Genomic DNA, 26,122 nt, shown 5'->3' with positions numbered 1-26,122 from the left:
AGGAGCACACATCATGGCGAAGCCCGTTCTTCGCAAGCCAGGCAAGAAGAAGGCCAACCCGCTGAAGAAGGCGCAGGTGGTCGACTACAAGGACACCGCGCTGCTGCGCAAGTTCATCTCCGACCGCGGCAAGATCCGCGCGCGTCGGGTCACCGGTGTCTCCGTCCAGGAGCAGCGCGCCATCGCGAAGGCAGTCAAGAACGCCCGCGAGATGGCCCTGCTGCCCTACTCGAGCTCCGCTCGCTGAGACTGGGAGGCATCATGGCAAAGATCATCCTCACCCACGAGGTCACTGGCCTCGGGGCCCCCGGCGACATTGTCGAGGTCAAGGACGGGTACGCCCGTAACTACCTCATGCCCCGCGGCCTGGCCACCGGTTGGACCAAGGGCGCGCAGAAGCAGGTCGACCAGATCCGCGCGGCCCGTCGGGCCCGCGAGATCCACACGATCGAGGACGCGCGTGCGGTCCGGGACTCGCTGCAGTCCAAGCCCGTCGTCGTCTCCGTGCGCTCCGGCGCGAACGGTCGCCTCTTCGGCGCCGTGACGACGGCGGACATCGCCGCGGCGGTCTCCGCTGCCGGCGGTCCCGCGATCGACAAGCGCAAGATCGAGGTCCCGACCGCGATCAAGTCGCTCGGCGAGCACAAGGTCCACGTGCGGCTGCACGCGGACGTCCAGGCGACCGTCGAGGTCCGGGTCGTCCCGAACGCCTGACCGTCATCGCTTGGTGCTGCGGCCCGGTCCCCGTCTCGGGGGCCGGGCCGCAGTCGTTCTCCTGGCTGTCGCGCCGTTCCGGGCTCGTCGCGCCGTCCGGGGGCTCGTCGCGCCGTTCGGGGGCTCGTCGCGCCGTTCGGGGCTTATGGGTGAGATTGCAGCGCTATAGGCACCGCGATGTCCCCCGGAGGCGCCGGAATCCGGAGTTTCGGCCGCGGGGGGACTCGGCGCCGTGTCGTCGGCTGACGGCTGAGCCGTCGGCTGGCCGCGCCCCGATCCCTCTGCCGCCCGGTCCGGTCGCCCGATCCAGTCGCCCGATCCAGTCGCCCGGATCCGGCCGCCCGGCGATATCCCCTGTCCGCCGCTCTGTGGCGCCGTTCCGGGGGTTCGTCGCGCCGTTCGGGGGCTTATGGGGGAGATCGCAGCGCTATAGGCACCGCGATCTCCCCCATAGGCGCCGGAATCCGGAGTTCCGGCCGCGGGCGCCCCGGCCATCCGCCGGTGCCCCGCGGCCACCGCCGCGCGACACCCGGGGACGGCGTCACGGGCGATGTCAGTGGCCGGTCGTACGGTGCAGACATGATGACGACGACCCCCCTCTCCGTGGCCGAGCTCACCCGACGCCGCCGGCAGATCCTGGCCGACATCGGCATGACCGAGGACGAGCTGTGCGAGTGCGCGCAGACCGGCCTGTGCTCCGACCAGTGGGCGGCCCTGGCCGAGCTCGACGAGCTCGACTGCCTCATCGCCGCCCAGGCCCGCGAGGAGCGCCTCGCGGGCTGAGCAACCGCCTCACGCGGGTGGAGCGCCCCCTCCTGGCTGACCACCAATCAGGCGGGTGCCTCGCCTCCGGCGCGTGCGCCTCCGGAGCGCCTCCTGTGCGGGTGCATCAGGTGCGCTCGCCGAGCACCATCCACGCGTCGCCGCGGGCCCGGAGCCCCGTGGTGACGGCCCGAGCGAGCATGAACCCGCCGGCGAAGGCCGCCCACAGCCACGCCAGCCCGGCCGCCCCGTCCGGCGCCCAGCGCCACACGGCGCCCGCCAGCGGCGCGTAGACCACCAGCGTGACGACCCCCGCCCACGCGAGGTAGCGCCCGTCCCCGGCGCCGATGAGCACGCCGTCGAGGACGAAGACCCACCCCGCCACCGGCAGGCACACGCCCATGACCACCAGCGCCAGCGTGGCCGCCCGCCGCACCGCCGGGTCCGCGCTGAACAGCGGGGTGATCCACCAGCCCGCCGCGGCGATGACGATCCCCATCGCGGCGCCGGCCGCGGTGCCCCACTGCAGGGTGCGGCGGGTGACGGCGCGGACGGTGCGCGCGTCCCCCGAGCCCAGGCCGTGGCCCACCAGCGCCTGCGCGGCGATGGCGAGCGCGTCGAGCGCGAAGGCGGTGAACCCCCACAGCGCGTTGACCACCTGGTGCGCGGCGAGCTCCACCGCGCCCAACGACGTCGCCACGGTGATGGTGAGGAGGATGGCCAGACGCAGGCTGAGCGTGCGCACGAGCAGCGGTGTCCCGGCGCGGGCGCTCGCCCACAGGCCGGCGCCGGTGGGGCGCCACGTGAGCTCCAGGCCGCGCGCGCGGTGCACGACGACGGCGACGAGCACGAGGCCCATGAGCGTCTGGGTGACGGCGGTGCCCAGGCCCGAGCCGGCGACGCCGAGACCCAGGCCGTAGATGAACGCCGCGTTGAGCCCGACATTGAGGGCGGCGCCGCCGGCGGCCACGACGAACGGGGTCCGGGTGTCGAGGAGCCCGCGCAGGGTGCCGGTCGCGGCAAGGACGAGGAACATCCCCGGCAGGCCCGGCGCGGAGGCGCGCAGGTAGGCGACGGCGTGGGACGCGACGTCCCCGGTCGCGCCCAGGGCGCCGACCACCCAGGGCGCCGCGAGGACGAGGGCGGCGGCGCTGAGCAGCCCCAGGCCCAGCGCGAGCCACATGCCGTCCACACCGGCCGCCACAGCCCCCCGCTGGTCCCCGGCGCCCATCCGCCGGGCCGTGGCCGCCGTCGTCGCGTAGGCGAGGAAGACGAAGAGCCCGACGACGGAGACGAGCAGGGTGGAGGCCAGCGAGAGGCCGGCGAGCTCGGCCGTGCCCAGGCGGCCCACCATCACCGAGTCGATGAGGACGAAGAGGGGCTCGGCGACGAGCGAGCCGAGGGCGGGGACGGCGAGGCCGAGGATCTGCCGGTCGAGCCGCCGCCGGTCGAGCCGTCGCCGGTCGCGCGGCCCCGGAGCCTTGTCCACCAATCTCCTCAGGTATTTCTATCCACATCGTGTGCACCGCCGAGATGGCGGGATCGTGGGCATCCTGGGGAACCACACGAGTGTCATCCACAAGGTTGTCCACGGTCTGTGCACACAGGAACGGGCGTCGTCCACGGGTCGTCCACAGGCTACGCGCCGTCGTCCCCAGGGGGCAGTTGGCGTCGCAGGGGTCCCGGTGCGTACCGTTCCGGCTGGGTCGCGGACACCGCCGTCCCGCCCACAGCTCACGCGTCGACCGTTCGCGGTCTTGTCGGTGGTTGGCGATAGACGTGTGTCCTGGGAATGAGTGAAGGAGGTCGGTCACGTGACGAGCGTGGACGAGCACATCGGGTCGGTCTCCGGGGCGCGCGAGACGTACGACCGCACGCCGCCGCAGGACATCGCGGCGGAGCAGAGCGTCCTCGGCGGCATGCTGCTGTCGAAGGACGCCATCGCCGACGTCGTCGAGGTGCTCCGCGGGCAGGACTTCTACCGCCCGGCGCACGAGATGGTCTACGACGCGATCCTCGACCTCTACGGGCGCGGCGAGCCCGCGGACGCGGTGACGGTCTCCGCCGAGCTCACCAAGCGGGGCGAGATCGGCCGGATCGGCGGCGCGCCCTACCTGCACACGCTCATCTCCTCCGTGCCCACCGCCGCGAACGCCGGGTACTACGCCCGGATCGTCCGCGAGCAGGCGGTCCTGCGCCGGCTGGTCGAGGCGGGCACCCGGATCGCCCAGCTCGGCTACGCGACGGACGGCGGCGACGTCGACGAGCTCGTCAACTCCGCCCAGGCCGAGGTCTACGCCGTCACCGAGCGGCGCACGAGCGAGGACTACGTCCCGCTGCGGGACACGATCAACCTCACCATGGAGGAGATCGAGAAGGCCTCCAACCGCGGGGTGGGGATGGTCGGTGTGCCCACCGGCTTCGCCGACCTCGACACGCTGACCAACGGCCTGCACCCCGGCCAGATGATCATCGTGGCCGCGCGGCCGGCCATCGGTAAGTCGACCCTGGCGCTCGACATCTGCCGGTCGGCGTCCATCAAGCACGACCTCACGTCGGTGATCTTCTCCCTGGAGATGAGCCGCACGGAGATCACCATGCGCCTGCTCTCCGCCGAGGCCAAGGTGCCCCTGCAGAACATGCGCAAGGGCACCATGCGGGACGAGGACTGGACCCGCGTGGCGACGGCGATGAGCAAGGTGTCCGAGGCGCCGATGTTCATCGACGACAGCCCCAACATGTCGCTCATGGAGATCCGGGCGAAGTGCCGGCGGCTCAAGCAGCGGCACGACCTCAAGCTCGTCGTCGTCGACTACCTCCAGCTCATGAGCTCGGGCAAGCGGGTGGAGTCCCGCCAGCAGGAGGTCTCGGAGTTCTCCCGTGCGCTCAAGCTGCTGGCCAAGGAGCTCGAGGTGCCCGTCATCGCGGTCGCCCAGCTCAACCGTGGCCCCGAGCAGCGCACCGACAAGAAGCCGATGATGAGCGACCTGCGTGAGTCGGGCTCGCTGGAGCAGGACGCCGACATGGTCATCCTCCTGCACCGCGAGGACGCCTACGAGCGCGAGTCCCCCCGCGCCGGCGAGGCGGACCTCATCGTCGCCAAGCACCGAAACGGCCCCACCGACACGGTCGTGGTGGCCTTCCAGGGCCACTACGCGCGCTTCATCGACATGGCGCACTGACGAGGAGAGTCCGCGCCGGCGCCACCCTCGGCCAGTACTCTCGGCCGGTGCACTTCACGGAGTACGACACCCGTCTGGCGGCGTACGCGCTGCTGGTCGCGGACGGGTCGATGCTCCTCACCTGGTTCAACGGCGGCCCGGGAGCGCCGCCCTGCTGGACCCTCCCTGGCGGGGGCGTCGAGTTCGACGAGAGCCTCGAGGATGGCGTCGTCCGCGAGGTCTACGAGGAGACGGGCTACGTCGTCACCGCGGGCGCGATCCTCGCCACGCACCACCTGTGCGTGCCGGCGACCAGCGGGCGCCGACCGATGCGGTCCCAGCGGTTCGTGCTCGCCGCCACCATCACCGGCGGGGTCCTCGGCACGACCGAGCAGGGCGGCACGACGGACTTCGCGCGCTGGGTGCCGCTCGGCGAGGTGGGCGCGCTCCCCGCCCGCGCCGGCATCGTCGACGTCGCCCTCGGGCTCCTCGAGCGCTGATCGGGCACCGCGCACCGAACCCCCGCCCGGCTCACGGCCCGCAGGAGCCGCGCCCGCGTCAGGCCGTGCACGCCTCCGTGCGCGGGCGCCCGCGCCGCACGAGGCGGGCGGTCGCACCACCCGCCGTCAGCGCCAGTCCCCCCGCGGCGAGCGCGACCACCCCCGCGGCGGGGAGCGGCAGGGCCGCGACACCGGCGCGGTCGACGACCGCGCTGCCGGCCGCCGCACCGACCGCCACGCCGAGGTTGAGCACCACCGGGATGACGGTGCCCGCCGCGCCGCGCAGGGCCTCGCCCGCGGCGCGCATGATCCTCGTCTGGGTGAGTGGCGGGAGCGCGCCGAACGTGAGGCCCCACGCGAGGACGAGGAGGACGCCGGCCACCGGGTGCGTGCCGGCGAGCGGCACCGTGGCGAGCACGAGGGCGATCGCGGCGGCGGCGACCGGCAGTGCGACGGCCGTGCGCGCGTCACCGAGCCGGCCCACCACGACGAGGCCGACGGCCGACGCCAGGCCGAAGACCAGCAGCAGCGTCGTGATGCCGCCGGGCAGCACGTCCGCCGGCCCCGCCAGCAGGCGAGTGACGAACGTGTACGCGGCGAAGTGGCCGACGAGCACGAGCCCGACGAGGCCGGCCACCGCGAGGACCGGCGTGAGCGAGGGCCGGCCCCCCGCGCCGTCGGTGGCGGGCACCTCGGGGCGGCCGGGCAGCACGACGGTCCGCACGAGCACGGCGGCGGCCAGCGCGAGCACGGCCAGGCCGGCGAACGCGCCGCGCCACCCACCAGCGCCGGCCGCGAGGCTCGCGAGCGGCACCCCGAGCACGGTGCCGAGCGTCGCGCCGCCGAGCACGACCGCGATCGCGCGCCCGAGCCCCTCGCCCGGGACCAGCTGTGCCGTGTGCGCGTTGACGGTCGACCACAGGAGGCCGCACGCGGCAGCGCCGACGAGCCGGGCGGCGAGCACGACCGCGTAGTCCTCGCCCGCCGCGGTGAGCAGGGCGGAGGCCGCGAAGACCACGAGGGCGCCGGCGACCACGTCTCGGCGCCCCCACCGGCGGGTGAGCCGCACGAGCGGCACGCTCGCGACCACGACGGTGAGCGCCCATGCCGACACGAGCAGGCCGGTGCGTGCCGTGGTGACGCCGAGGTCGGCACTCATCCGCGGCAGCACCGCCGTGGGCAGCATCTCGCCCGTGACCAGCACGAATGTGGCGCCGGCCAGGACGAGGAGGCTCGGCCACGGGAGGCGGACGGAGGCGGTGGTGACGGGTGCTGGTGCCATGGGGCGACGCTAGACTTTGACATTAGTGTGAAGGTCAAGGGGTCTGCGGACCCGCCGCGCACCGGGGGGCAGACATGAGGATCGGGGAGCTGGCGCGGCGGACGGGCGTCTCGACGCGGCTGCTGCGCTACTACGAGGAGCAGGGGCTGCTCGCGCCTGGACGCTCGGCGAACACCTACCGCGCGTACGACGAGGACGACGTCGCGCGGGTCGAGCGCGTGGCGGGCCTGGTCCGGGCGGGCGTGCCCACGCGGCTCATCAAGGTGCTGCTCGACCTCGAGGAGACGCAGGCGTCCGGCCGTGCCGCGCCCTGCGCCCGCTCGGTCGCGGAGACGCTCGCCGCCGAGCTTGCGGGGCTGGACGAGCGCATCGCGTGCCTCACGCGCAGCCGGCGGACGCTGAGCGACTACCTCGCCCGCACGGAGCACGCCGCTCTCGTCGCCGACGCCGCGCGCACGGGCCGGGAGGGCGAGTCCGCCACGGTGTGAGGGCGGCCCTCAGCGCGGCGCCGCGACTGCCTCCACCACCATGAGCGGCTCGGACGCCGCGCCGGTGAAGGGCGTGCGCGCCCAGTCCCGCCACACGTGCGCCACCGCGAGGCCTGCGCGGTCCAGGTCGGCGCTCAGTTGTTCGAGGCTGCGGAACTGCAGGCGCTGCTCGACGTCGACGACCTCCCCGGTGTCGAGGAACTCGTTGTGGCAGGCCATCGTGATGATGCCCGCGGGGTCCGGCGGCGCCGTCGTCGTCCATTCCCGCAACCGACCCGCCGGGGTGTCGCGCTCGGCGGGGCCGTCGGTCCACCCGCGCCAGGCCTCGGCGCCCGGGTTGCGGGACTCGAAGGCGAGCCGCCCGCCCGGCCGCAGTCCGCGGGCGACGTCGGCCAGGGCGCGGGGCCACGCCTCCGCCAGGATGTGCATGGCGACGTTGCCGGTCATGAGGACCAGGTCGGCGGAGCGCGGCGCGATGCGCTCGGAGGTACCGAGCCGCCACTCGACCCCATCGCCGCCCGGCCGCGCGACCGCCTGGTCGAGCATGGCCTGGGCGGGGTCGATGCCCACCACGGTCCGGCCGGCCCGCGCGAGCGTGACCGTGAGGATCCCCGTCCCGCACCCGAGGTCGGTGACGGCCCGCGCGTCGTGCGCGTCGGCCAGCGCCCGGAAGAAGTCGTGGTCGGCGCCGTCGGGGTTGTCGAGGTCGTAGATCGCGGCGAGGCGCGGGTGGTCGTAGGTGAGGGTGGGGTCGGCGGTCATCCCTCGAGTATGGCCACGACGACGTCGGGCGGGCGCTAGCCTCCGAGCAGGCCCGCCGGGCGAGGCGGCGCCACCGCGACGCGCTGAGCGGAGCGAGGCCGGCCCCAGGTGAGGAGGCGCGCGATGACCGCCCATGACGATGCTCCGTCGACCGAGTTCCCCCAGGCGATCGGCCGGGTGGCGACGCGCCAGCTCTCCGCCCACGGCTACACGCGGTACGAGGATCTCGTGCGGGTGACGCGCAAGGACCTGCTCGCGATCCACGGCGTCGGACCGCGGGCGGTCGGGATCCTCGAGCTGGAGCTGGCGTCCCGGGGGATGTCCTACGCCTCCTGAGGCCGGGCCCGGCGCGCCGGCCCGGCCCGGCGCGCCGCCCGGTGCTAGTCCTCGTCGTCGGGCGTGGTCCAGGCGAGGAGGAACGTCGGCAGGGCGGCACCGGCGAGGAACGCGGCGAAGGCCAGCTCGGGGGCGCGGAGCAGGAACGTCGGCTCGTCCCGCTCGGCGAGGTTCACGGTGACCACGAGGTAGAGGTACAGCGCGAGCACGAGCCCGAGGACCGCCGCGTAGGCGACGTTGCGCACCCGGTCCCGGCGGACCTGGTCGTACTCGTCGATCGCCCCGTCGCGCCGCTCGGCGACGTCGCGCACGAGCACGCGCGAGACCTGCCACGCCACGCCGTAGCCCACCACCAGCGCCCACCACCACAGACCGGACTGGCCCTCGTCGCCCAGCACGGAGACGGCGGTGAGGGCCACCCAGAGGGCGCCGCCCAGAGCGACGACGCCCCGGCGCGTGCTCGCGGAGACGGAGGTCGCCCAAGGACGTCGGCCCGTGGGCGGGCTCGGCACACGGTCAGCGGGCACTGTCGTCGTCTCCTTGTGGTGTGGGTGCGGGGCGTGCGTGCCCCCGACCGGCGTAGGCCGCCGACAGCGGCGGGAACGGGGTGCGGCTGAAGACCGCCTCGACCGGCAGGTCGAAGACCTCGCACAGGTCCAGGGCCAGCGCGAGGCTCGGGGAGTGGTCGCCCCGCTCGATCGCCCCGATGGTCTGGGGGTTGACGCCGACCCGGGAGGCGAGCTCGGCCCGGGAGAGGGTCATGTCCGCCCGGAGCACCCGCAGCCGGTTGTACAGCGGCTTGGGATCACGGACGCGCGGCATGGGGCCAGTCTACCCACGAGGTGCTGCGATCTCGAACGATCCCTTGCGCGTATCGATCAGGACGTTGTATAAAAGCAACGTTGCCTGATGACGATCCGTCGATGCACCACAACCGAGGGAGACCCCGATGCTCACCCTGACCGCCGTGGAGAAGAGCTACGGCCGCCACCGCGTCCTCACCGGCCTGACGCTCACCGTGCGGGCCGGCGAGCTGTACGGCTTCGTCGGGCGCAACGGTGCCGGCAAGACGACGGCGATGCGCATCGCGCTGGGCGTCACGCGCGCCGACGCCGGCACCGTCACCTACGGCGGCGTGCCGATGGACGACGCCGTCCGCGCCCGGGTGGGGTACATGCCCGAGGAGCGGGGCCTGTACCCGAAGATGACCGTCCAGGGTCAGCTCACCTTCTTCGCCGAGCTCCACGGCCTCGACCGGCGCAGCGCCGTGGCCGCCAGCGACTACTGGATCACCCGGTTGGGCCTGGAGGACAAGGCCGGCGAGGCGCTGGAGACGCTGAGCCTGGGCAACCAGCAGCGGGTGCAGCTCGCCGCGGCCCTCGTGCACGACCCCGACGTCCTCGTCCTCGACGAGCCCTTCTCCGGCCTCGACCCCGTGGCCGTCGACGTCATGTCGACCGTGCTGCGGGAGGAGGCGGACCGCGGCGTGCCCGTCGTGTTCTCGAGCCACCAGCTCGACCTCGTCGAGCGGTTGTGCGACCGCATCGGCATCCTCGCCGACGGGCAGATCGTCGCCGAGGGATCCGTCGACGAGCTGGCCGCGTCCTCGGGCAGCCAGCTGCTCGTGCGGACCACGGCCACCCCCGACGTCTGGGTCGCCGACCTCCCGAGCGCCGGGGCGGCGGCCGGGTGGGCGGAGCGCCTGCCCGACCGCGACGGCGCCGTCCGGCTGCGGCTGCACGGCGACCTGGACCCGCAGGACGTGCTCCGCGCCGCCCTCGCCCACGGCGAGGTCCTCGACTTCCAGCACTGGCGCCCGAGCCTCACCGACCTGTACCGCGACGTCGTGCGCAGCGGCGGCGACCACCCGGGCCGTTCCGACGACGACCGTTCCGACGACGACCGTCCCGACGACGACCGTTCCGACCACCCGGGCCGTCCCGACGACCGCCTGGTCCTTTCCGAGGAGGAGCACTGACATGGCACCCACCACCCGGCCCAGCCGTCCGTCGCTGACCTACCGGGGCGGAGGGGAGCGGCCCAGGCCGCTGTCCGGTGTCGCCGCCCTCGGCCTCGTCTTCCGGCGCGAGCTCCTCGCCCGCCTCCAGTCCCGGGCCTTCCTCCTCTCCACCGGGTTCCTCGCCGCGCTGTCGTTCGCCGCGCCGTTCCTCGTCGGCCCCGACGGCGGTTCCACCGGGATGCCCGAGGGCCTGGCCGGCCTCCTCCTCACCCTCGGCGTCGGCGCCGCGATCGTCCTCGTCGTCGCCCTCTGGGGCGCGACCCTGGCCACCGGCGTCGTCGACGAGAAGGCGAGCCGTGTCGTCGAGATCCTTCTCGCGTGCATCCGCCCGTGGCCGCTGCTCATCGGGAAGGTCCTCGCGGTGTCACTGCTCGGCCTCACCCAGTTCGCCGTCATCGCCCTGGCCGCCGTCGGCGGGCTCGCCGCGAGCGGCAGCCCCGTGCCGAGCCTCGGCCTGCCCGTGGCTGTCCTGCCCGTCAGCCTCCTCTGCCTGGTCCTCGGCGTCGTGCTCTTCTCCGTGCTCATGGCGGGCCTCGCGGCCCGGGTGGAGCGCCAGGAGGACCTCAGCCCCGTCCTCCAGCCCGCCTACGGGCTCACCCTCGCGCCGTTCGCCGCCGTCGTCTTCCTCGCGTTCGACGCCCCCGACGGCCCGTGGCTGGACGTCGCGTCGATGGTGCCGTTCTTCACCGTCTTCGCCCTGCCGGTGCGGATGGCCCTCGAGACGGTGCCCCTGTGGCAGCAGGGGCTCTCCCTGGCGGTCACCGTCGCGACCATCGTGGGGATCAGCGCGCTCTCGGGGCGCATCTACGGCAACGCGATCCTGCGCTCCGGCGGGAAGGTCGGGCTGCGCGAGTCGCTGCGGGCGGCCTGAGCTCAGGCCCGGCTGACCCGCACGTACGGCAGCACCGCGTGGATGACCCAGCCCACGGTGACGGCGTAGACGAGCGTCATGATCCCGATCGTCCCCCCGCAGACCCACCCGACGGCGACGACGAACGCCTCGAGGGCGGTGCGCACCACGCGGACCGACCCGCCGAAGCGGTCGACGAGGCCGGTCATCAGCCCGTCGCGCGGGCCCGACCCCAGGCCGGCCCCGATGTAGATCGCGGTCCCCACCCCGTGGGCGAGAATCCCGAGCAGGGCGAGGACGACGGCGAGGCCGACGGACTCGGGGGCGGGCAGGACCCGCAGGAAGAGGTCCGCCCACAGGCCGGCGGTGATGGTGTTGACCACCGTCCCCACGCCCGGGCGCTCGCGCAGCGGGAGCCACAGCAGCAGGACGACGAGGCCGACGGCGATCATCCAGCCGCCGATGGAGAGCAGGCCCGTGGTGAGGGCGACGCCCTCGTGGAGGACGTCCCAGGGCATGTTGCCCAGGACGGCGTGGACGGCGAGGGCGGTCCCCACGCCCTGGACGGCGATCCCGCCGACGAGCTGCGTGTAGCGGCGCACCGGGCGGTCGGCGGGCAGCAGCCAGGCGCGCCACCCGCCGCCGAGGTCCGCCCGGCCGGCGACGCCGCCGGGCGCCGGGGCGCCCGCGGTGGGCGACGGGCCACGGCGGGGGAGCAGGGTCACGTGGTCCTCTCGACGGTGCGGCGGGCCGTGAGCGCCGCGCGCGCCGTCCAGGGTGCGCCCGGCGCCCGGAGCCGCGCAACCGGGGCCCAGCGGCTGGGCGCGCCGCCGCCGGCGCCGCTCCTGGGGGTCGCCGGTTACGGCCCGTCGAGGAGCCCGAGGTCGAGGGCGCGCAGCACGGCCCGGGTGCGGTCCCGCACCCCGAGCTTGCCGAACACGCTGGACAGGTGGTTCTTCACCGTGCCGGGCGCGAGGTAGAGCGAGGCGGCGATCTCGGTGTTGGAGTAGCCCGCGGCCGCCAGGCGCAGGACGTCGCGCTCGCGGGGGGTCAGCGGCTCGGGCCGCTCGATGCCCGCCACGCCCGCGGGCCGGGCGGCGACCGCCCGGAAGAGCCGGTCGGTGAGGCCGGGCTGGAGGAGGGTGCCCCCGTCGGCGAGGGTCCGGATGGCCCCGACGAGCTGGTCGAGGGTGACGTCCTTGAGGAGGTACCCCTTGGCGCCGGCGCGCAGCGCCCGCAGGACGAGCTCGTCGTCGTCGAACGTCGTGAGCACGAGGACGGGGACGGGCGAGCCCCGCTCGGCGAGCGCCTCGAGGGTGGCGATCCCGTCCCGCCGGGGCATGCGCAGGTCGAGGAGGAGGACGTCGACGTCACCCGTCGCGACCAGGGCGAGGGCGTCGTCGCCGTGCTCGCCCTCCCCGACGACGTCGATCTGCTCGCTCAGCGCGAGGAGGCTGCGGATGCCCTGGCGGACGAGCGTCTGGTCGTCGACCACCGCCACGCGCGTCGTCATGCCGGCACCCTGGCCGTCACGGTGAACCCGCGGCCCGGCGCGGACTCCAGGGTGAGCTCCCCGCCGAGCTCCTCGATCCGCTCGGACATCCCCGTGAGCCCGTTGCCGGGCTCGACGCGCCGGACGCCGACGCCGTCGTCGTGAGCCCGCAGGACGAGCCCGTCCTCGTCCGAGACGAGCTCGACCTCCAGGCGCGTCGCGGAGGCGTGGCGCATCGTGTTCGTCAGGGCCTCCTGGACGCACCGGAGGACGACGATCCGGCGGGCCTCGTCGACCGGTGCCCGTTCGTCGACGACCAGCGCGACGTCGAGCCCGGGGACCCCCTCGACCACCTCGCGCAGCGTCGGCTCGAGGCCCACGGGGGCGTCGCGCAGCTCCCCGACGGTGTCGCGGACGTCGCTGAGGAGGCCCTTGGCGACGTCCCGGGCGCGCCGGACGTGCTCGAGCGCCTCCCCGGTGGCGTGGTGGGAGGCGACCTCGAGCTCGAGGGCGAGGGCGGTGAGCTGGTGGCCGAGGACGTCGTGGAGGTCGCGGGCGATGCGCAGGCGCTCGGCGTTGCGGCTGGAGACGGCGAGGAGCGTCGTGGCCGCCCGGAGCTCCGCGTGGGCCGCCGCCACCGCCGCCCGCGCCGCGGACTCGCGGCGGATGCCGAGGACGACGACCGCCGCGAAGGCCTGGAAGGCGACGTAGGCGACGGTCAGGGGCACCGTGTCCGCCGTGCTCCAGCCCGCCCGGGCGCCGCCGACGGCGAGGGCGATCGTCTGCACCGCGATGAGCAGGACGAGCGTGGTCCGGGAGAGGTCGAACGCCGCCGAGGCCGCGGTCACGACGAAGAGGAGCGGCGTCCAGCCCAGACCCGGGGCGAGGAGCCACACGGCCACCCCGCAGGCGAGGAGCACCGCCATCGAGGCGCCGGGCGGCCACGGGCGGCGGATCCGGAGCAGGCCGGAGTCCACGAGGAAGACGGCGACGTAGAGGCCGTAGGCCGCCCACCAGAGGCCCACGGTCGTCGGGTCGCCGCCGACGCCCGTCTCCGACAGGACGACACCCACGCCGACGACCAGGGTGGCCACGAGGCCCGCCCCGGCGCTGAGCAACTCGTCCGTCTTGGCCGCCACCCCCCGATGCTACGAGGCCCGTCCCCGTGGCGGCCCTGCCATTGGTCATGCACCGAGCTCGTGCCCACCGGCACATCCGCCCGGCGGGGCGCGCTCGTAGCGTCGACGGTGACGGAAGGGAGGGCATCATGACGGTGCTCGAGATGCGCGACGTGCGCAAGGACTACCCCGGGGCGCGCGCCCTGGACGGCGTCGACCTCGACGTCGAGCGCGGCGAGATCGTCGCCGTCCTCGGCCCCAACGGCGCCGGGAAGACGACGGCGTTCGAGCTGGTGCTGGGGCTGGTGCGCCCGACGTCGGGCACGGTGCGGGTGCTCGGGGAGCGGCCCGGCGGCCGGGTCCGCACCCGGGTCGGTGCCATGCTCCAGTCCGCCGGCCTGCCGGAGCAGACCACCGTGCGGGAGGTCGTGCGGCTCGTCGGCCGGGCCTACCCGCAGGCGCTGGACACCGACGACGTCCTCGCCCGCACGGCGCTGACCAAGCGCGCCTCGCGGACGGTGACGTCCCTGTCCGGCGGGGAGCGCCAGCGGCTGCTCCTCGCGATGGCCCTCGTCGGGGCCCCGGAGCTGCTCGTCCTCGACGAGCCGACGGCGGCGATGGACGTCGCCTCCCGGCGCACCTTCTGGGACCAGGCGCGCGCGAGCGTGCACGACGGCGCCACGATCCTGTTCGCCACCCACGACCTCGCCGAGGCCTCCACGGTCGCCGACCGGGTCGTCGTCGTCGCCGACGGCCGGATCGTCGCCGACACGACGGCCGACGCGCTCACCCACCACGGGCGGGAGGACCTCGAGGAGGTCTTCCTCGCCCTCGTCGCGGAGAGCTCCTCCGCCGTCGACGAAGGAGACGACTCATGACCACCCGACCCGCCTCGCCCCCGCGGCCCGCCGCCGCGCCCCGCGCCCCGCACCGCAACGGGGGACCGGGCGGGCTCGCCGTCCTGGCCGCCGTCACCGAGCTGCGCACGTCCATGCGCACGCCGGAGTTCGCCGTCGGCGTCATCGCCGTGCCCGTGCTGCTCTACGCGATGTTCGGCCTGCCGAACGCCGCCAGCCCGCTGCCCGAGGGCACCCGGGTGGGCCTGGCGATGCTCGTGTCGATGTGCGCCTACGGCATCGTCTCGCTGGCGATCTTCACCTTCGGGGAGGACGTGGCCCGCGAGCGCGGCCGGGGCTGGACGCGCACGCTCGGGGCGACGCCGTACCCCACCTGGGTCTACCTCGCCGGCAAGACGGTCAACGCGCTCCTCCTCGCCGCCCTCATCGTCGTCGCCATGACCGTGCTCGCCGTGCTCGCCGGTGGCGTGGGGATGGCGGTCACGTCGTGGGCGGCGCTCGCGGCGACCCTGCTCGGCGGGGTCCTCGCGTTCAGCACGCTCGGGTTCGCCATCGCCTTCGTCGCCCGCCCCCGGGCGGCGGCCGTCGTCGCCAACCTCATCTTCCTGCCGCTGTCGTTCGCGTCGGGCTTCTTCATCCCGCTCGGGGACCTGCCGCAGATCATGCGGGACATCGCCCAGTACCTGCCCACTTACCACTTCGGCCAGCTCGCCTACCGGACCGTCATGCCGGAGGCGGACGTGGAGTTCTGGGTCGGGATGGCGTCCCAGCCGGTGTGGGTGCACCTGGCCTGGGTGATCGGGTCCGCCGTCGTCCTCGGGGCGCTCGCGCTCGTGGCCGGACGTCGCGAGGCAGTGACCCGACGGGGCTAGGGAGGGAGCCCGCGGGTCACGCGGCCGGGGTCACCGCGCGCGGCGGAACAGCACCGCCGCACCGGTGGCCCCGGCTGCGGCGAGCGCGGCGCACCACAGCACCGCCGCACCCGCGGTCGTCGTGGGCGTGCCGAGGAGCAGGCCGCGCACCGCCTCGACGACGAGCGTGATCGGCTGGTGCTCCGCGAAGCCCTGCAGGGCTCGCGGCATCGTCTCGGTCGGGACGAACGCGCTGGAGAGGTACGGCAGGAACAGCACGGCGAAGGTGAACCCGCTCGCCGCCTCCACGCTGCGCGCCACCAGCCCGAGGCACGCGGACACCCACGAGACCGCGAGGACGAACAGCGCGAGGATCCCGGCCGCCGCGAGCCACTGGAGGGGGCCGGCGGAGGGCCGGAAACCCAGGGCGAGGGCGACGGCCACGACGGCGACCATCGCCAACGCGTTGCGGGCCATGCTGGCGACGACGTGGCCGGTGAGCACCGCCGACGCCGCGACCGGCATGGTCCGGAGCCGGTCGACGATGCCCTCGGTCATGTCCCCGGCGACGGCGACCGCGGTCTGCGCGGCGCCGTAGCCCGCGCAGAGGAGGATCACGCCCGGCACGACGTAGTCGACGTACCTGCCGTCGGGCCGGAGCGCGCCCCCGAAGACCACGACGAAGAGCACCATGAGCAGCACCGGAAGCGCGACGGCGAGCAGGAGGGCGTCGACCTCGCGGGTGGACCGGCGGATGCCGCGCCCGGTGAGGAGGGCGGTGTGCCGGGCCACGTCGACGGCGGTCATCGGGGCGCCCCCGTCCGCTCGCCGGCCGTGAGCTCGAGGAAGACCTCGTCGAGGGTCGGGGTGCGCACCTGCCACCGGACCACGTCGAGGCGCCGGTCGAGGACGTCGCCGAGGACCCGCCGCACGTCCGTGACGCTGCCGTCGGTGGGCACCCGGACCGTCGAGGCGTCCTCGAGCACCAGCTCGACGAAGGCCTCGCCGACGGTGCCCTTGAGGTCCGCCGCGGTCCCCTCGGCGACGATCCGGCCGCCGTCGAGCACCGCGACGGCGTCTGCGAGCCGGTCCGCCTCCTCCAGGTACTGCGTGGTGAGCAGGACGCTCGTGCCGCGCGCGGCCGTGGCGCGCACGAGGTCCCACACCGTCTGCCGCGAGCGCGGGTCGAGGCCGGTGGTGGGCTCGTCGAGGAAGAGCACCTCCGGCTCCCCGAGGAGGCTGGCGGCGAGGTCGACGCGGCGTCGCATCCCGCCGGAGTACCGCTCGACGAGCCGGTCGGCCGCCTCGACCAGGTCGAGCTCCTCGAGCAGCGCGTCGGCCCGGCGGCGGGCATCGCGCCCGGTCAGCCCGCGCAGCCGGGCCATGAGGAGGAGGTTCTCCCGGCCGGTGAGCTTGCCGTCGACGGCGGCCTCCTGGCCGGTCACGCCGATCCGTTCGCGGACCCGGGCCGCCTCGCGGACGACGTCGGCCCCCGCCACCCGGGCGGACCCGGCCTGGGGGCGGAGCACGGTGGTGAGGACCCGGACCGCCGTCGTCTTCCCGGCCCCGTTGGGTCCGAGCAGCGCGAGCACGCCGCCCCTCGGCACGGTGAGGTCCACACCGTCGAGCACCCGGTGCGACCCGAAGCGGACCACGAGTCCGCGCGCCTCGACCCCGGCGTGACCGGGGCGGTTCCCGCTATATGTGTACGTCATACGCGGAAGTGTGTACCGCGCACACGGAGTTGTCTAGGGGATAAACCGTTACCCTGCGGTGAGGAGGCGAGATGAGCGATCAGGAGCAAGTTGGGGCCGCCGACCTTCCCCCGGGGATGGCGGTCCTGTGGCGGGCGAGCGAGACCGGGTCCCGCGGGCCCCGCCGCGCGCTGAGCCGCGCCAAGATCGCGGAGGCGGGCGTCGCCCTCGCCGACGCCGACGGCCTCGACGGCCTGTCGATGGCCCGGCTCGCGCGGCGTCTCGGTGTGACGACGATGGCCTTGTACCGCTACGTCGCCTCCAAGGACGAGCTGTACGCGCTCATGTACGACGCGGCCGTCGGGGCGCCGCCCGACGCCGCGACGTCCGGGTCGTGGCGCGCCGAGCTCGAGGCCTGGTGCACCGAGCAGGTGGGGGCCATTGCCCAGCACCCCTGGCTCATGGAGCTCGTCACGCTCTCCGCGATGGGTCCGAACCGGGTGGCCTGGATCGAGCGGGGCCTGCGCGCCCTCGAGCCCACCGGGCTCTCCCAGCAGCGCAGGGCCGCCGTCATCGGGATGCTGGCCCTGCACGTCCTCAGCGAGGGGCAGGTGGTGGCGTCGTTCGTGCGGCAGCAGCGCGGCGTCAGGGCCGACCACCCGGCGCTCGCCGACTTCTCCGCGCTCCTGGGAGCGGTGACGGACCCGGTCCAGTACCCGGCCATCACGGCAGCGCTGGCGGCGGGTGCCTTCTCCGACGACGGGTCGGCCGACGGCGCGGTGAGCCTCTCGCTCACGCTGCTGCTCGACGGTGTCGAGCGGCTCGTCGAGCGCGAGGGTGGCTGACGCCGGCGTTTCTGCGAAATCACGCGAGCGAGGGCGTGGATCTTGTGCGAGATGTAGTAGGTGTACTACGGTCGCTCGCATACCTACCTTGGGGAGGACGACGTGGTCGACGACGCAGGCCCGGTGATCCGGGTCGACAACCTGCGGATGCGGTACGGGCAGACGGACGTGCTCCAGGACGTCTCCTTCGAGGTGCAGCGGGGAGAGGTCGTCGCCCTGCTCGGCCCGAACGGTGCCGGCAAGACGACGACGATCGAGATCCTCGAGGGCTTCCGGGCACCGTCCGGCGGCCAGGTGAGCGTCCTCGGCGTGGACCCCCTCGCCGGGGGCGAGGACTGGCGGGCCCGGGTCGGCGTCGTGCTCCAGTCGTGGCGGGACCACGGCCGCTGGCGCGTCCACGAGCTGCTCGACCAGCTCGGGTCCTACTACGAGCCGTACGGCACGCCCGCTCGGCCCCGCCCGTACCCGACGGCGGAGCTCCTCGAGCGGGTCGGCCTGGCCGAGCGCGCCCGCCAGCCGATCAAGACGCTCTCCGGCGGGCAGCGCCGCCGGCTGGACGTGGCGGTGGGGATCGTCGGACGCCCGGAGCTGCTCTTCCTCGACGAGCCGACGGCCGGATTCGACCCCGTGGCCCGGCGGGACTTCCACGACCTGGTGCACCGGCTCGCGGACCTCGAGGACACCACCATCCTGCTCACCACGCACGACCTCGCGGAGGCCGAGAAGCTCGCCGACCGCATCCTCATCCTCGACGCCGGCCGCATCGTCGCCGACGGCACGGCCGAGCGGCTGGCCCGCGACGTCGCCGGGGCCACCGAGGTGCGCTGGACCCAGGGGGGCCAGCGCCAGCTCCACTCCACGGCCGACGGCACCGCGTTCGTCCGGGACCTGTTCGCCCAGTACGGCACCGACATCACCGACCTCGAGGTGCGCCGCACGACCCTCGAGGACACCTACCTCGTCATGGTGGCCCGGAGCGCGACGCCGCCCGACGCCGCCCCCGCACGACTGGAGGCCGCCCGATGACCATGCCCAGCACCGCGGTCCGCGCCGGGGTCCGGCGCGGCCTCATCGAGTTCCGCAAGAGCCTGCGGGCCCCCGAGGACCTCACCTACTTCCTCTTCGGCACGGCGGTCTTCGTCTTCTTCATGTACATCAACCGCGACAACGAGCTGCGGGGTACCGGTGGGCTGACTTCGGCCTCCTTCATGTTCCCCGGTGTCCTCGCATTCATCATCATCTTCGCGGGGGCCTTCGGGCTCGCGACGCAGGTGACCACCGAGCGGGAGGACGGCACCCTGCTGCGGATGAAGTCCCTGCCGCACGGCATGGCGGGCTACGTCGTCGGCCAGGCGACCCGCACGTCGGTCGAGGTCCTCTTCAACATCGTGATCCTCACCGTGCCGGCGATGATCCTGCTCGACTCGCTGTGGCTCAACGGTCCGGCGGGCGCCCTGCACGTGGCGGCGCTCGTCGTCCTCGGCCTCCTGGCCTGCATCCCGCTCGGGTTCGCCATCGGCTCGGTGTTCAAGAACCCGCGGGCCGTCAGCGGCTGGGGCCTGGTCGTCGTCAGCGGACTCGTCGCCGTCTCCGGCATCTTCTTCCCCGTGGTCGCGCTCCCGGAGTGGGCGCACGGCCTGATCCAGCTGACACCGCTGTACTGGCTGGGCCTCGGGATGCGGGAGGCGACGCTGCCCGACGGCGCGGTGGTGGCCGAGCTCGGCGAGAGCTGGCGGACGCTGGAGACCTTCGGTGCGCTCGGGGCGTGGGCGGTGGCCGGGCTGCTCCTGGCCCCCGTCCTGCTGCGCCGGATGGCGCGGCGGGAGTCGGGTTCGAGCGTCGCGCAGCGGCAGCAGGAGGCCTTGCAGCGTGTCTGACGGTTCACGCAGCTCGGTCGGCGCGGCGAGCGAGGGCACGGCGGGCGGGGCCGACGCCGTCTACAACCGCATCGCGATGCTCCGGGTGGAGCGCGGCATCACGCGCCGCGAGCTCGCCGAGGCGCTGGGCGTCCACTACCAGACCGTGGGGTACCTGGAGCGGGGCGAGTACGCCCCGAGCCTGCACCTCGCGCTGCGCATCGCCCGGTACTTCGAGGTCCCCGTGGAGTTCGTCTTCTCCACCGAGCCGTTCGAGCGGATCGGCCCCGGCGCGCGGTAGGCCGGTGCGTCAGCCCGGTGCGTCAGCGGTCCGCCCACCACCGGACGGTGGCGGCCAGCGCCTGGTCGAGCGGTGGCACCTGCGGGTGCCACGCCCGCTCCCACTCCAGCGAGACCCAGCCCGCGTACCCCATCGCCTCGAGGGCGTCGGCCATCGTCGCCAGCGGCAGGTCCCCGGATCCCGTGAGGGCCGGCACCGGAGCCGTCGCCGGCCCGGTGGCGTCCTTGATCTGGACGTAGTCCAGCCACGGCCCCAGCTCGGTGACCGTCGTCGCGACGTTCTCGCCGTGCCGCCACGGGTGCAGAAGGTCCCACACCACGCCGACGTCGTCTCCCGCCCCCGCGTCCGCCGCCGCCCGGACGACGCGGGCCACGTCCGCCCCGCGGGGGTGGCTGTCGTGGGTCTCCAGGAGCAGGCGCACGCCGGCGGCCCGCGCCGCCGGGGCCGCCCCCGCGAGGTGCTCCACCGCCCGGGCGTCCGCCTCGGCCACCGGCTGGTCCGCCCCACCGGGGAAGACCCGCAGCCCGTGAGCCCCGAGGTCGTGGGCGAGCTCGATGTGCCGGAGCAGCCGGTCCGCGACGTCGCCCCCGGGCTCGCACACCCGCACGTAGGAGGCCAGGGCCAGCAGGTCGAGGTCGCGGTCGGCGAGCTGCGCGCGCAGCGCGGAGCGCTCGCCGGCACCCAGCGCCACGGTCACCGGCTGGTCGTCACCGCACCGGAGCTCGACGGCGCCGCAGCCGTGGTGCGCCGCGAGGGCGAGGAAGTCCTCCACCGCCAGCTCCGGCGCACCCAGGCTGGACACCGCCAAGCGCGACCGGCTCACGACGCCGCGCCGCCCGCGACCACCACGCCCGCGACCACCACGTCCGCGACCCGCTCGCCCTCGCTGCCGGCGTGCGTGAGGTCGTTGGCGCACCGGACCACCTCGGTGAGGTCGACGCCGTCGACCGCCACCGGGGACCCCGCGCGCACCTCGACACTCAGCTGCTCACCGGCGCGCAGCGTCACCAGCGCGACGTCCGCGACGGCCCCGGGGGCCAGGCGGTCGGCGAGGACGGTGACGTCGCGGGCGAGGCTCCGCGCGCTCACGTGGATCCGCGCGCCGTCCGGGTGGGACTCGGCCCGCACCTCCAGGGGGGCCGGGTCGTACGCGAGGTCGACGTCCTCGGCGAAGAAGTGCCAGCCGCGGATCCCGTCGAGCTCGAGGGCGAGGACCTCCCCGGCGGCCTGGTCGGGCACCGTCGCGGCCGGCGGCAGGTCGAGGACCGCGGTGGACCGCGGCGCGACGTCCACCTCGATCTCGCCCTCCCACACCACGGTGCCGTCGAAGCGCTCGCGGCTCAGGCGCGCGCGCCCGGACCACGGGGCGTCGGTGCCGTTGACCACGGCGAGCGCCGAGCGCCCGTCACGCGGCTGGACGGTGAGCATCCGCTCGGCATAGGCCGCCCGCAGGGCGTACCACAGCGGCTTGAGGTGGCCGTCGTAGTCGATCGCGGCCCAGGACGTCACGGGCCAGCAGTCGTTGAGCTGCCAGACGATGGACCCGGTGTTGCGCGGCCAGTACGAGCGGAAGTGCTCGATGCCGAAGGCGACGGCGCGGGCCTGGTTGAGCTGCGTCGTCCAGTGCCAGTCCGCGAACGTCCGCGGCTCGGGGAAGTGACCCGCCCAGCCCCGGGCGAGCTTGTCCTGCCCCTCGCCGGCCTTCTGGTGCACGAGGACACCCGGCGACGTCGGGCTCATCACCTCGTCGTGGACGGCGCGGTGCAGGGTGGTCCACGACGGCGGGCCCTGGAACCCGAACTCCGCGCAGAACCGCGGCACGTAGGCGCCGTACCCCGTGTAGTCCTTCTCGTTCCACACGTCCCAGATGTGCATGGTGCCGTGGTCGGGGTCGTTGGGGTGGATCTCGTCGAGCGCCGCGCCTGGGCTGTACGGGCTGCCGGCGATGTAGGCGGTCGCGGGGGAGAGCTCGGCGACGGCCTCGGGGAAGATCTCGGTGTAGTACCGCTCGCCCCAGGTGCGTCCGTGGAGCTTGTCCTCCCAGTAGTCGACGCGGCTCCACAGGTTCTCGTTCCCGCCGCACCACACGACGAGGCTGGGGTGGGGCGCGAGCCGGGCGACGTTCTCCCGCGCCTCGGCGGTGAACTCCCCGAGCAGCGGCTCCTCCTCGGGGTACGCCGCGCACGCGAGGAGGAAGTCCTGCCACGCGAGCATCCCCAGCTCGTCGCAGAGCGCGTAGAACTCGTCGGACTCGTAGACCCCGCCGCCCCACACGCGCAGGAGGTTGATGTTGGCGGCCTGCGCCTGCTCGATGCGCGTGCGGTAGCGGGCCGTGTCCATCCGGGTGAGGAAGTGGTCGTCGGGGATCCAGTTGGCGCCCTTGACCTCGACGGGGCGGCCGTTGACGGTGAGCACGAACGACGTGCCGTGCTCGTCCGGCTCGGTGACGACGGCGACGTGCCGGAAGCCGATCCGGTGCCGCGCGGTGTCGAGCAGCTCCTCGGCGCGGAGGTCGACCTCGAGGTCGACCAGGGGCTGGTCGCCGTACCCCGCGGGCCACCACACGGGCGCCGCCGGGACCCGCACCTCGACGACGGCGTGGTCCTCGCCGGGGGCGAGGCGCGCCTGCGCGCTCTGGCCCGTCCCGAGCCGCACCTCGACCGTGAGGGGCACGCCGGACCCGCTCGCCGCCCGCTCCACGTCGACGTGGACGCGGACGATGCCCTCGCCGTCCTCGGCGAGGTCGACGACGGGCCGGGCGGCGGCCAGGCGGGCCGTGCTCCAGCGCTCGAGCCGGACCGGCCGCCACATCCCGGCGGTCTGCAGGTCCGGTCCCCAGTCCCAGCCGAAGCTGCACGCCATCTTCCGGACCATGGTGAACGGGTGGGCGAAGGCGTGCGGCCGTTCACCGAGCCGGCGCTCCTCCTCGGCGGCGTACGCCAGCGCGGGGCTGAACGTCACGGCCAGCTCGTGGCGGCCGGCGAGCCGGTCGGTGACGTCGAACCGGTAGGTGCGGTGCATGTTGGCGGTTCGGCCGAGCTCGGCGCCGTCCAGGGTGATGGTGGCGAGAGTGTCCAGGCCCTCGAAGACCAGGTCGGCCCGCTCCGCCGGCGACGACGGCGCGTCCAGCTCCCGCTGGTAGCGCCACGTGGTGTCGTGGGTCCATGCCAGCGCCGCCTCGTTCTCGTCGAGGTAGGGGTCGGGGATCAGCCCGGCGGCGAGCAGGTCGGTGTGCGCGCTGCCGGGGACGGTGGCGGGCACGGCACGGGAGGCCAGGTCGGCGGGGACGGGGCCGGCGGTCGGTCGGACGGTCCAGCCGTCGTGCAGGGTCGTGCTGGTCCTCATCGTGCGTCACTCCTCGTGGTGGCGTCGTACTCGGTCGGTGGGGTGGCGGTGCGGAGCTCGGCCAGCTGCGTGGGCGCCGTGAGGGTGACCTCGACGGCGCAGGCCCCGGTGACGTCACCGGGGAGGGGCCAGGCGACCTCCTCCCAGGCGTAGGTGCCGGTGGCGGCGACCGCGCGCGAGCCGAGCGTCCAGCGCCGGTCGCCCTGCCGCAGCGCCAGCGTGAGCCGGCCCGCCGCGCCGGGGCTGGACACGAGCGCCGTGAGCGCGCCGGCGCCGGTGAGCTCCACGCCCTCGTACGTCAGGTGCGCGGTGGTCCGCTCCGGCGTCACGGCCTGCCCCGCCGTCCGGGTGCGCTCGACGATGCGCACGCCGCGGGCGGCGTCGAAGGTCGTCGCGTCGACCGGGGCGCCCGGGCGGCGCCCGGTGAGCCCGTCGTCGCCGGCCACCACGAGGTGCTCGCGCAGCCGCAGGTCCCCGCTGGAGGGGCCGACGCCGAGGACGTACGTGCCCGGGTGCGTCACCGGCGCGCCGGCACCGGCGTGCCAGGACGCCAGCTCCGCGACGTCGAGGACGAGGTCGGCGTGCCCCCGCTGCCCGGGCGCCAGGGCCACCCGGGTGTGGGCGTGCAGCCGCAGCCGCGGGCCGTAGCCCTTGTCGGCCGGGGCCTGCACGTACAGCTGGACGAGCTCGTCGACCGGGCGCTCGCCGGTGTTCTCCAGCTCCACCCGCACGGGCAGGGCCCCGGTCGTCCCGGGCCAGGCGCCTACCTCGAGGCGGTGGTAGGCGACGGTGGTGTAGCTGAGGCCGTGGCCGAACGGGTACTGGGGCACGGCGTCGCCGTACCAGTACGTCGCGCCCACCGCCTCGACGTCGGCGACGTCGAGGGGCGGCAGGTCGGCGTCGTCGGCGTACCAGGTCTGGGTGAGGTGGCCGTAGGGCTCCTCGTCCCCGGCCAGGACGTCGAGCAGGCCGTGGCCGAGCTCCTGCCCGCCGTGGCTGGACCACACCACGGCGGGCAGGTCGGCGAGGTCGCCCAGGGCGTAGGGGAAGCTGGAGACGAGGGTGAGCACGCACCGCGGGTTGGCGGCCCGCGCGACGCGGGCGAGCTCGCCCATGGCCGGCGGGAGGGCGAGGGTGGTGCGGTCGGCGGTCTCGTGGGCACCGGTGAGGGGCTGGTTGCCCAGCGCGACGACGACGACGTCGGCGCCCGCCGCGGCGGCCCGCACCTGCTCGGCGCCGGAGCGCACCGTCGTCATGACGAAGCGGTCGGCGTCGTCGAGCGTCTCGCCGGCCGCGGCGAGCGTGCCCGACGTGCCGCGGCGCCGCAGCCACATCTTGCGCCCGCGGGAGAAGATCGACCACGTGCCGTCCGGGTGGCGGTGGAGCAGGAAGCTCTGGTCCCAGTAGTTGCTGACGCGCGGCGCGTCGGTGCGCACGATCCGGTCCTCGGGGCACGTCCACACCTCCCGCGACCCGGCGTTGCGCAGGGTGACGATGCCCTGGCCCCAGTCCTGGACCGCGATCGCGCACTCCTCGAACGGGCCGGGGCCCTCGACCATCCGGTTCCCCACCGGTCGGACGTGGTGCGCGGCGTCGACGGCGCGCAGGACGACGTGGTCGGCACCGTCGGCCACCGTGACGGCCTCGGCGCCGTAGCGCTCGCGGACGGCGTCGGCGAGGGAGACGGTCTCCCGGGCCTCGCCGGAGTACCAGTCGAGGAACACCTCCTCGGCGAGCGGCCCGACCACCGCGACCCGCGTCGGGGTCCGTAGCGGAAGGATCCCGTCGTTGCCCAGCACGACGACGCTGCGCGCGACGGCCAGGCGGGCCAGCCGTCCGTGGGCGACGAGGTCAGCGGGGGTGCGCCGCCCGGGCCCGAAGGGGTCCGCGGCGGTGTCGAGCTCGCCCGTACGGGCGCGGACGGTGAGGACGCGCTCCACCGCCCGGTCGACGAGGTCCTCGCTCACGAGGCCCGACGTCACCGCGTCCCGGAGCCAGCCGACCACCGTGGCGCTGTCGCGGTCCTGGTCGGTGAAGGAGTCGATGCCGGCCTCGAGCATCGCGGCGTAGGCGGTGGCGGGGTCGGGGTAGAACGCCTGGTTGCCGAAGACGTTGGCCGGCGCGAAGGCGTCGCTGAAGAAGCACAGGGGCCACGGCGACCAGGACCGGGCGAGGTCGAGCAGGTCGGTGTCGAGGTGGGTCGGGCGGCCGTTGATGAGGTTGTAGGAGGGCATGATGCCCCCGATGACGCCCGCCTCGATCGGCCCGCGGTAGGCCCGCAGCTCGTAGTCGTGCAGCGTGCGGGGCGGCACGCTCGCGCTGTAGCTCGACCGGTCGGTCTCCATGTTGTAGGCGAGGTAGTGCTTGAGCGTCGGCACGGTGCGCCAGAAGGTGGCGTCGCGCCCGCGCAGCCCACGGGCGTAGGCGGTCGCCAGCTCCCCGGTGAGCACCGGGTCCTCGGAGAAGCCCTCCTCGTTGCGGCCCCACAGCGGGTGGCGCAGGGGGTTGACCACCGGTGCCCACACGTTGAGGCTGACCCACGGGTCGGCGTCGTGCTTGTCCCGCACCTCGTTGCCGACCGCCTCGCCGATGCGCTCGAGCAGGTCGGCGTCCCACGTCGCGGCCAGGCCGACGGGCTGGGGGAAGACGGTCCCCTCGCCCTCCCAGGCCACGCCGTGCGCCGCCTCGGTACCGGTGCGGAACGGGGCCAGGCCCACCCGGTCGACGGCCGGGCTGAACTGGTGCAGCAGGGAGAGCTTCTCCTCGAGGGTGAGCTCGGCGCACAGCCGTCGGGCGCGGTCCTGGTGGACCGCGTCGGTGGGGTCGGGGAGGAGCCGGTCGGTCATCGATGTCCTTAGCAGCAGGTGGTCGAGCAGCAGGGCGGTCGA

28 protein-coding genes are annotated in these 26,122 nt (G+C 74.5%); 15 read left to right on the top strand and 13 right to left on the bottom strand.

Annotated features, from left to right (window positions below):
- Positions 1-13 precede the first annotated feature (13 nt).
- The 3 genes from rpsR (at position 14) to EBO36_RS14980 (ending at position 1,497) form a co-directional block, all read left to right on the top strand.
- Positions 14-247 carry a 30S ribosomal protein S18 gene (gene rpsR, locus EBO36_RS14990; protein ID WP_122825315.1) on the top strand — a complete coding sequence of 78 codons (234 nt, stop codon included), beginning with the start codon at positions 14-16 and terminating at the stop codon, positions 245-247.
- Positions 248-261: 14 nt separating this feature from the next.
- A complete protein-coding gene (gene rplI, locus EBO36_RS14985; RefSeq protein ID WP_122825314.1) occupies positions 262-714 on the top strand; it encodes a 50S ribosomal protein L9 in 453 nt (150 codons plus the stop codon).
- Positions 715-1,293: 579 nt separating this feature from the next.
- A complete protein-coding gene (locus EBO36_RS14980; RefSeq protein ID WP_122825313.1) occupies positions 1,294-1,497 on the top strand; it encodes a hypothetical protein in 204 nt (67 codons plus the stop codon).
- 106 nt (positions 1,498-1,603) lie between these two features.
- Here the strand turns inward: EBO36_RS14980 and EBO36_RS14975 are convergent, their stop codons facing one another.
- Positions 1,604-2,965, bottom strand: a complete 1,362-nt coding sequence (locus EBO36_RS14975) for an MATE family efflux transporter (protein ID WP_244925312.1) — start codon at positions 2,963-2,965, stop codon at positions 1,604-1,606.
- A gap of 325 nt (positions 2,966-3,290) precedes the next feature.
- Here EBO36_RS14975 and dnaB point away from each other — a divergent pair, with 325 nt between their 5' ends.
- Complete coding sequence (gene dnaB / locus EBO36_RS14970) at positions 3,291-4,658, top strand: replicative DNA helicase (protein ID WP_122825725.1); 1,368 nt, start codon at positions 3,291-3,293, stop codon at positions 4,656-4,658.
- 47 nt (positions 4,659-4,705) lie between these two features.
- On the top strand, positions 4,706-5,137 hold the full coding sequence (locus EBO36_RS14965) for an NUDIX hydrolase (RefSeq protein ID WP_122825311.1): 432 nt from the start codon (positions 4,706-4,708) through the stop codon (positions 5,135-5,137).
- 58 nt (positions 5,138-5,195) lie between these two features.
- Here the strand turns inward: EBO36_RS14965 and EBO36_RS14960 are convergent, their stop codons facing one another.
- The gene (locus EBO36_RS14960) at positions 5,196-6,419 is read right to left on the bottom strand and encodes an MFS transporter (protein ID WP_122825310.1); all 1,224 of its coding nucleotides are present in this window, start codon (positions 6,417-6,419) and stop codon (positions 5,196-5,198) included.
- Between the two features lie 74 nt (positions 6,420-6,493).
- On the opposite strand from EBO36_RS14960, the gene EBO36_RS14955 reads away from it, so the two are divergent.
- Positions 6,494-6,907 carry a MerR family transcriptional regulator gene (locus EBO36_RS14955; protein WP_122825309.1) on the top strand — a complete coding sequence of 138 codons (414 nt, stop codon included), beginning with the start codon at positions 6,494-6,496 and terminating at the stop codon, positions 6,905-6,907.
- A gap of 9 nt (positions 6,908-6,916) precedes the next feature.
- Here the strand turns inward: EBO36_RS14955 and EBO36_RS14950 are convergent, their stop codons facing one another.
- The gene (locus EBO36_RS14950; RefSeq protein ID WP_122825308.1) at positions 6,917-7,669 is read right to left on the bottom strand and encodes a class I SAM-dependent methyltransferase; all 753 of its coding nucleotides are present in this window, start codon (positions 7,667-7,669) and stop codon (positions 6,917-6,919) included.
- 123 nt (positions 7,670-7,792) lie between these two features.
- Between EBO36_RS14950 and EBO36_RS14945 the strand changes: the two genes are divergently transcribed.
- Positions 7,793-8,005, top strand: coding sequence for a helix-hairpin-helix domain-containing protein (locus tag EBO36_RS14945; RefSeq protein WP_122825307.1), 213 nt, complete (start codon positions 7,793-7,795; stop codon positions 8,003-8,005).
- Positions 8,006-8,049: 44 nt separating this feature from the next.
- Here the strand turns inward: EBO36_RS14945 and EBO36_RS14940 are convergent, their stop codons facing one another.
- Positions 8,050-8,532 (bottom strand): hypothetical protein, encoded by a 483-nt coding sequence (locus EBO36_RS14940; protein ID WP_122825306.1) that lies wholly within the window; start codon positions 8,530-8,532, stop codon positions 8,050-8,052.
- Positions 8,522-8,827 carry a helix-turn-helix transcriptional regulator gene (locus tag EBO36_RS14935; RefSeq protein WP_122825305.1) on the bottom strand — a complete coding sequence of 102 codons (306 nt, stop codon included), beginning with the start codon at positions 8,825-8,827 and terminating at the stop codon, positions 8,522-8,524. The genes EBO36_RS14940 and EBO36_RS14935 overlap by 11 nt, the downstream gene beginning before the upstream one ends.
- 127 nt (positions 8,828-8,954) lie before the next feature.
- On the opposite strand from EBO36_RS14935, the gene EBO36_RS14930 reads away from it, so the two are divergent.
- Together EBO36_RS14930 and EBO36_RS14925 are read left to right on the top strand one after the other, a co-directional pair.
- Positions 8,955-9,983 carry an ABC transporter ATP-binding protein gene (locus tag EBO36_RS14930; protein ID WP_122825304.1) on the top strand — a complete coding sequence of 343 codons (1,029 nt, stop codon included), beginning with the start codon at positions 8,955-8,957 and terminating at the stop codon, positions 9,981-9,983.
- 1 nt (position 9,984) lies between these two features.
- Entirely contained in the window at positions 9,985-10,896 is a 912-nt protein-coding gene (locus EBO36_RS14925; RefSeq protein WP_122825303.1) for an ABC transporter permease, read from the top strand.
- A 2-nt stretch (positions 10,897-10,898) separates the two neighbouring features.
- On the opposite strand, the gene yczE is transcribed toward EBO36_RS14925, so the two are convergent.
- The 3 genes from yczE to EBO36_RS14910 form a co-directional block, all read right to left on the bottom strand.
- Positions 10,899-11,600: a membrane protein YczE gene (yczE, locus tag EBO36_RS14920; protein WP_127573664.1), complete on the bottom strand. Its 702-nt coding sequence runs from the start codon at positions 11,598-11,600 to the stop codon at positions 10,899-10,901.
- Positions 11,601-11,734: 134 nt separating this feature from the next.
- Entirely contained in the window at positions 11,735-12,388 is a 654-nt protein-coding gene (locus EBO36_RS14915) for a response regulator (RefSeq protein WP_122825302.1), read from the bottom strand.
- Positions 12,385-13,506 (bottom strand): sensor histidine kinase, encoded by a 1,122-nt coding sequence (locus EBO36_RS14910; RefSeq protein WP_122825301.1) that lies wholly within the window; start codon positions 13,504-13,506, stop codon positions 12,385-12,387. The genes EBO36_RS14915 and EBO36_RS14910 overlap by 4 nt, the downstream gene beginning before the upstream one ends.
- A gap of 128 nt (positions 13,507-13,634) precedes the next feature.
- Here EBO36_RS14910 and EBO36_RS14905 point away from each other — a divergent pair, with 128 nt between their 5' ends.
- Together EBO36_RS14905 and EBO36_RS14900 are read left to right on the top strand one after the other, a co-directional pair.
- Positions 13,635-14,363: an ABC transporter ATP-binding protein gene (locus EBO36_RS14905; RefSeq protein WP_164471499.1), complete on the top strand. Its 729-nt coding sequence runs from the start codon at positions 13,635-13,637 to the stop codon at positions 14,361-14,363.
- On the top strand, positions 14,360-15,214 hold the full coding sequence (locus EBO36_RS14900; RefSeq protein WP_122825299.1) for an ABC transporter permease: 855 nt from the start codon (positions 14,360-14,362) through the stop codon (positions 15,212-15,214). Before EBO36_RS14905 ends, EBO36_RS14900 begins: the two co-directional genes overlap by 4 nt.
- Before the next feature lie 30 nt (positions 15,215-15,244).
- Here the strand turns inward: EBO36_RS14900 and EBO36_RS14895 are convergent, their stop codons facing one another.
- Both EBO36_RS14895 and EBO36_RS14890 read right to left on the bottom strand, forming a co-directional pair.
- On the bottom strand, positions 15,245-16,000 hold the full coding sequence (locus EBO36_RS14895; protein WP_122825298.1) for an ABC transporter permease: 756 nt from the start codon (positions 15,998-16,000) through the stop codon (positions 15,245-15,247).
- Complete coding sequence (locus tag EBO36_RS14890; protein ID WP_122825297.1) at positions 15,997-16,908, bottom strand: ABC transporter ATP-binding protein; 912 nt, start codon at positions 16,906-16,908, stop codon at positions 15,997-15,999. Before EBO36_RS14890 ends, EBO36_RS14895 begins: the two co-directional genes overlap by 4 nt.
- Before the next feature lie 71 nt (positions 16,909-16,979).
- On the opposite strand from EBO36_RS14890, the gene EBO36_RS14885 reads away from it, so the two are divergent.
- The 4 genes from EBO36_RS14885 (at position 16,980) to EBO36_RS14870 (ending at position 19,889) form a co-directional block, all read left to right on the top strand.
- Positions 16,980-17,732 carry a TetR/AcrR family transcriptional regulator gene (locus EBO36_RS14885; protein ID WP_122825296.1) on the top strand — a complete coding sequence of 251 codons (753 nt, stop codon included), beginning with the start codon at positions 16,980-16,982 and terminating at the stop codon, positions 17,730-17,732.
- A gap of 147 nt (positions 17,733-17,879) precedes the next feature.
- The gene (locus tag EBO36_RS14880; RefSeq protein WP_122825723.1) at positions 17,880-18,758 is read left to right on the top strand and encodes an ABC transporter ATP-binding protein; all 879 of its coding nucleotides are present in this window, start codon (positions 17,880-17,882) and stop codon (positions 18,756-18,758) included.
- Entirely contained in the window at positions 18,755-19,609 is an 855-nt protein-coding gene (locus tag EBO36_RS14875) for an ABC transporter permease (RefSeq protein WP_122825295.1), read from the top strand. Before EBO36_RS14880 ends, EBO36_RS14875 begins: the two co-directional genes overlap by 4 nt.
- On the top strand, positions 19,602-19,889 hold the full coding sequence (locus EBO36_RS14870) for a helix-turn-helix transcriptional regulator (protein ID WP_241237079.1): 288 nt from the start codon (positions 19,602-19,604) through the stop codon (positions 19,887-19,889). The genes EBO36_RS14875 and EBO36_RS14870 overlap by 8 nt, the downstream gene beginning before the upstream one ends.
- Positions 19,890-19,911: 22 nt before the next feature.
- On the opposite strand, the gene EBO36_RS14865 is transcribed toward EBO36_RS14870, so the two are convergent.
- Genes EBO36_RS14865 through EBO36_RS14855 form a run of 3 tightly spaced genes read right to left on the bottom strand, consistent with a single transcriptional unit; the run spans position 19,912 to position 26,080 of the window.
- On the bottom strand, positions 19,912-20,691 hold the full coding sequence (locus EBO36_RS14865; RefSeq protein ID WP_222928738.1) for a sugar phosphate isomerase/epimerase family protein: 780 nt from the start codon (positions 20,689-20,691) through the stop codon (positions 19,912-19,914).
- A gap of 17 nt (positions 20,692-20,708) precedes the next feature.
- Complete coding sequence (locus tag EBO36_RS14860; RefSeq protein WP_122825293.1) at positions 20,709-23,234, bottom strand: glycoside hydrolase family 2 protein; 2,526 nt, start codon at positions 23,232-23,234, stop codon at positions 20,709-20,711.
- Entirely contained in the window at positions 23,231-26,080 is a 2,850-nt protein-coding gene (locus EBO36_RS14855) for a glycoside hydrolase family 3 C-terminal domain-containing protein (protein ID WP_222928737.1), read from the bottom strand. The genes EBO36_RS14860 and EBO36_RS14855 overlap by 4 nt, the downstream gene beginning before the upstream one ends.
- Positions 26,081-26,122: the final 42 nt, after the last annotated feature.

The sequence above is a fragment of the Georgenia faecalis genome (assembly GCF_003710105.1).
In the GTDB taxonomy this organism is placed as follows: domain Bacteria; phylum Actinomycetota; class Actinomycetes; order Actinomycetales; family Actinomycetaceae; genus Georgenia_A; species Georgenia_A faecalis.
The sequence above is the reverse complement of the archived record's forward strand: the minus strand, read 5'-3'. Positions and strand labels throughout refer to the sequence as shown.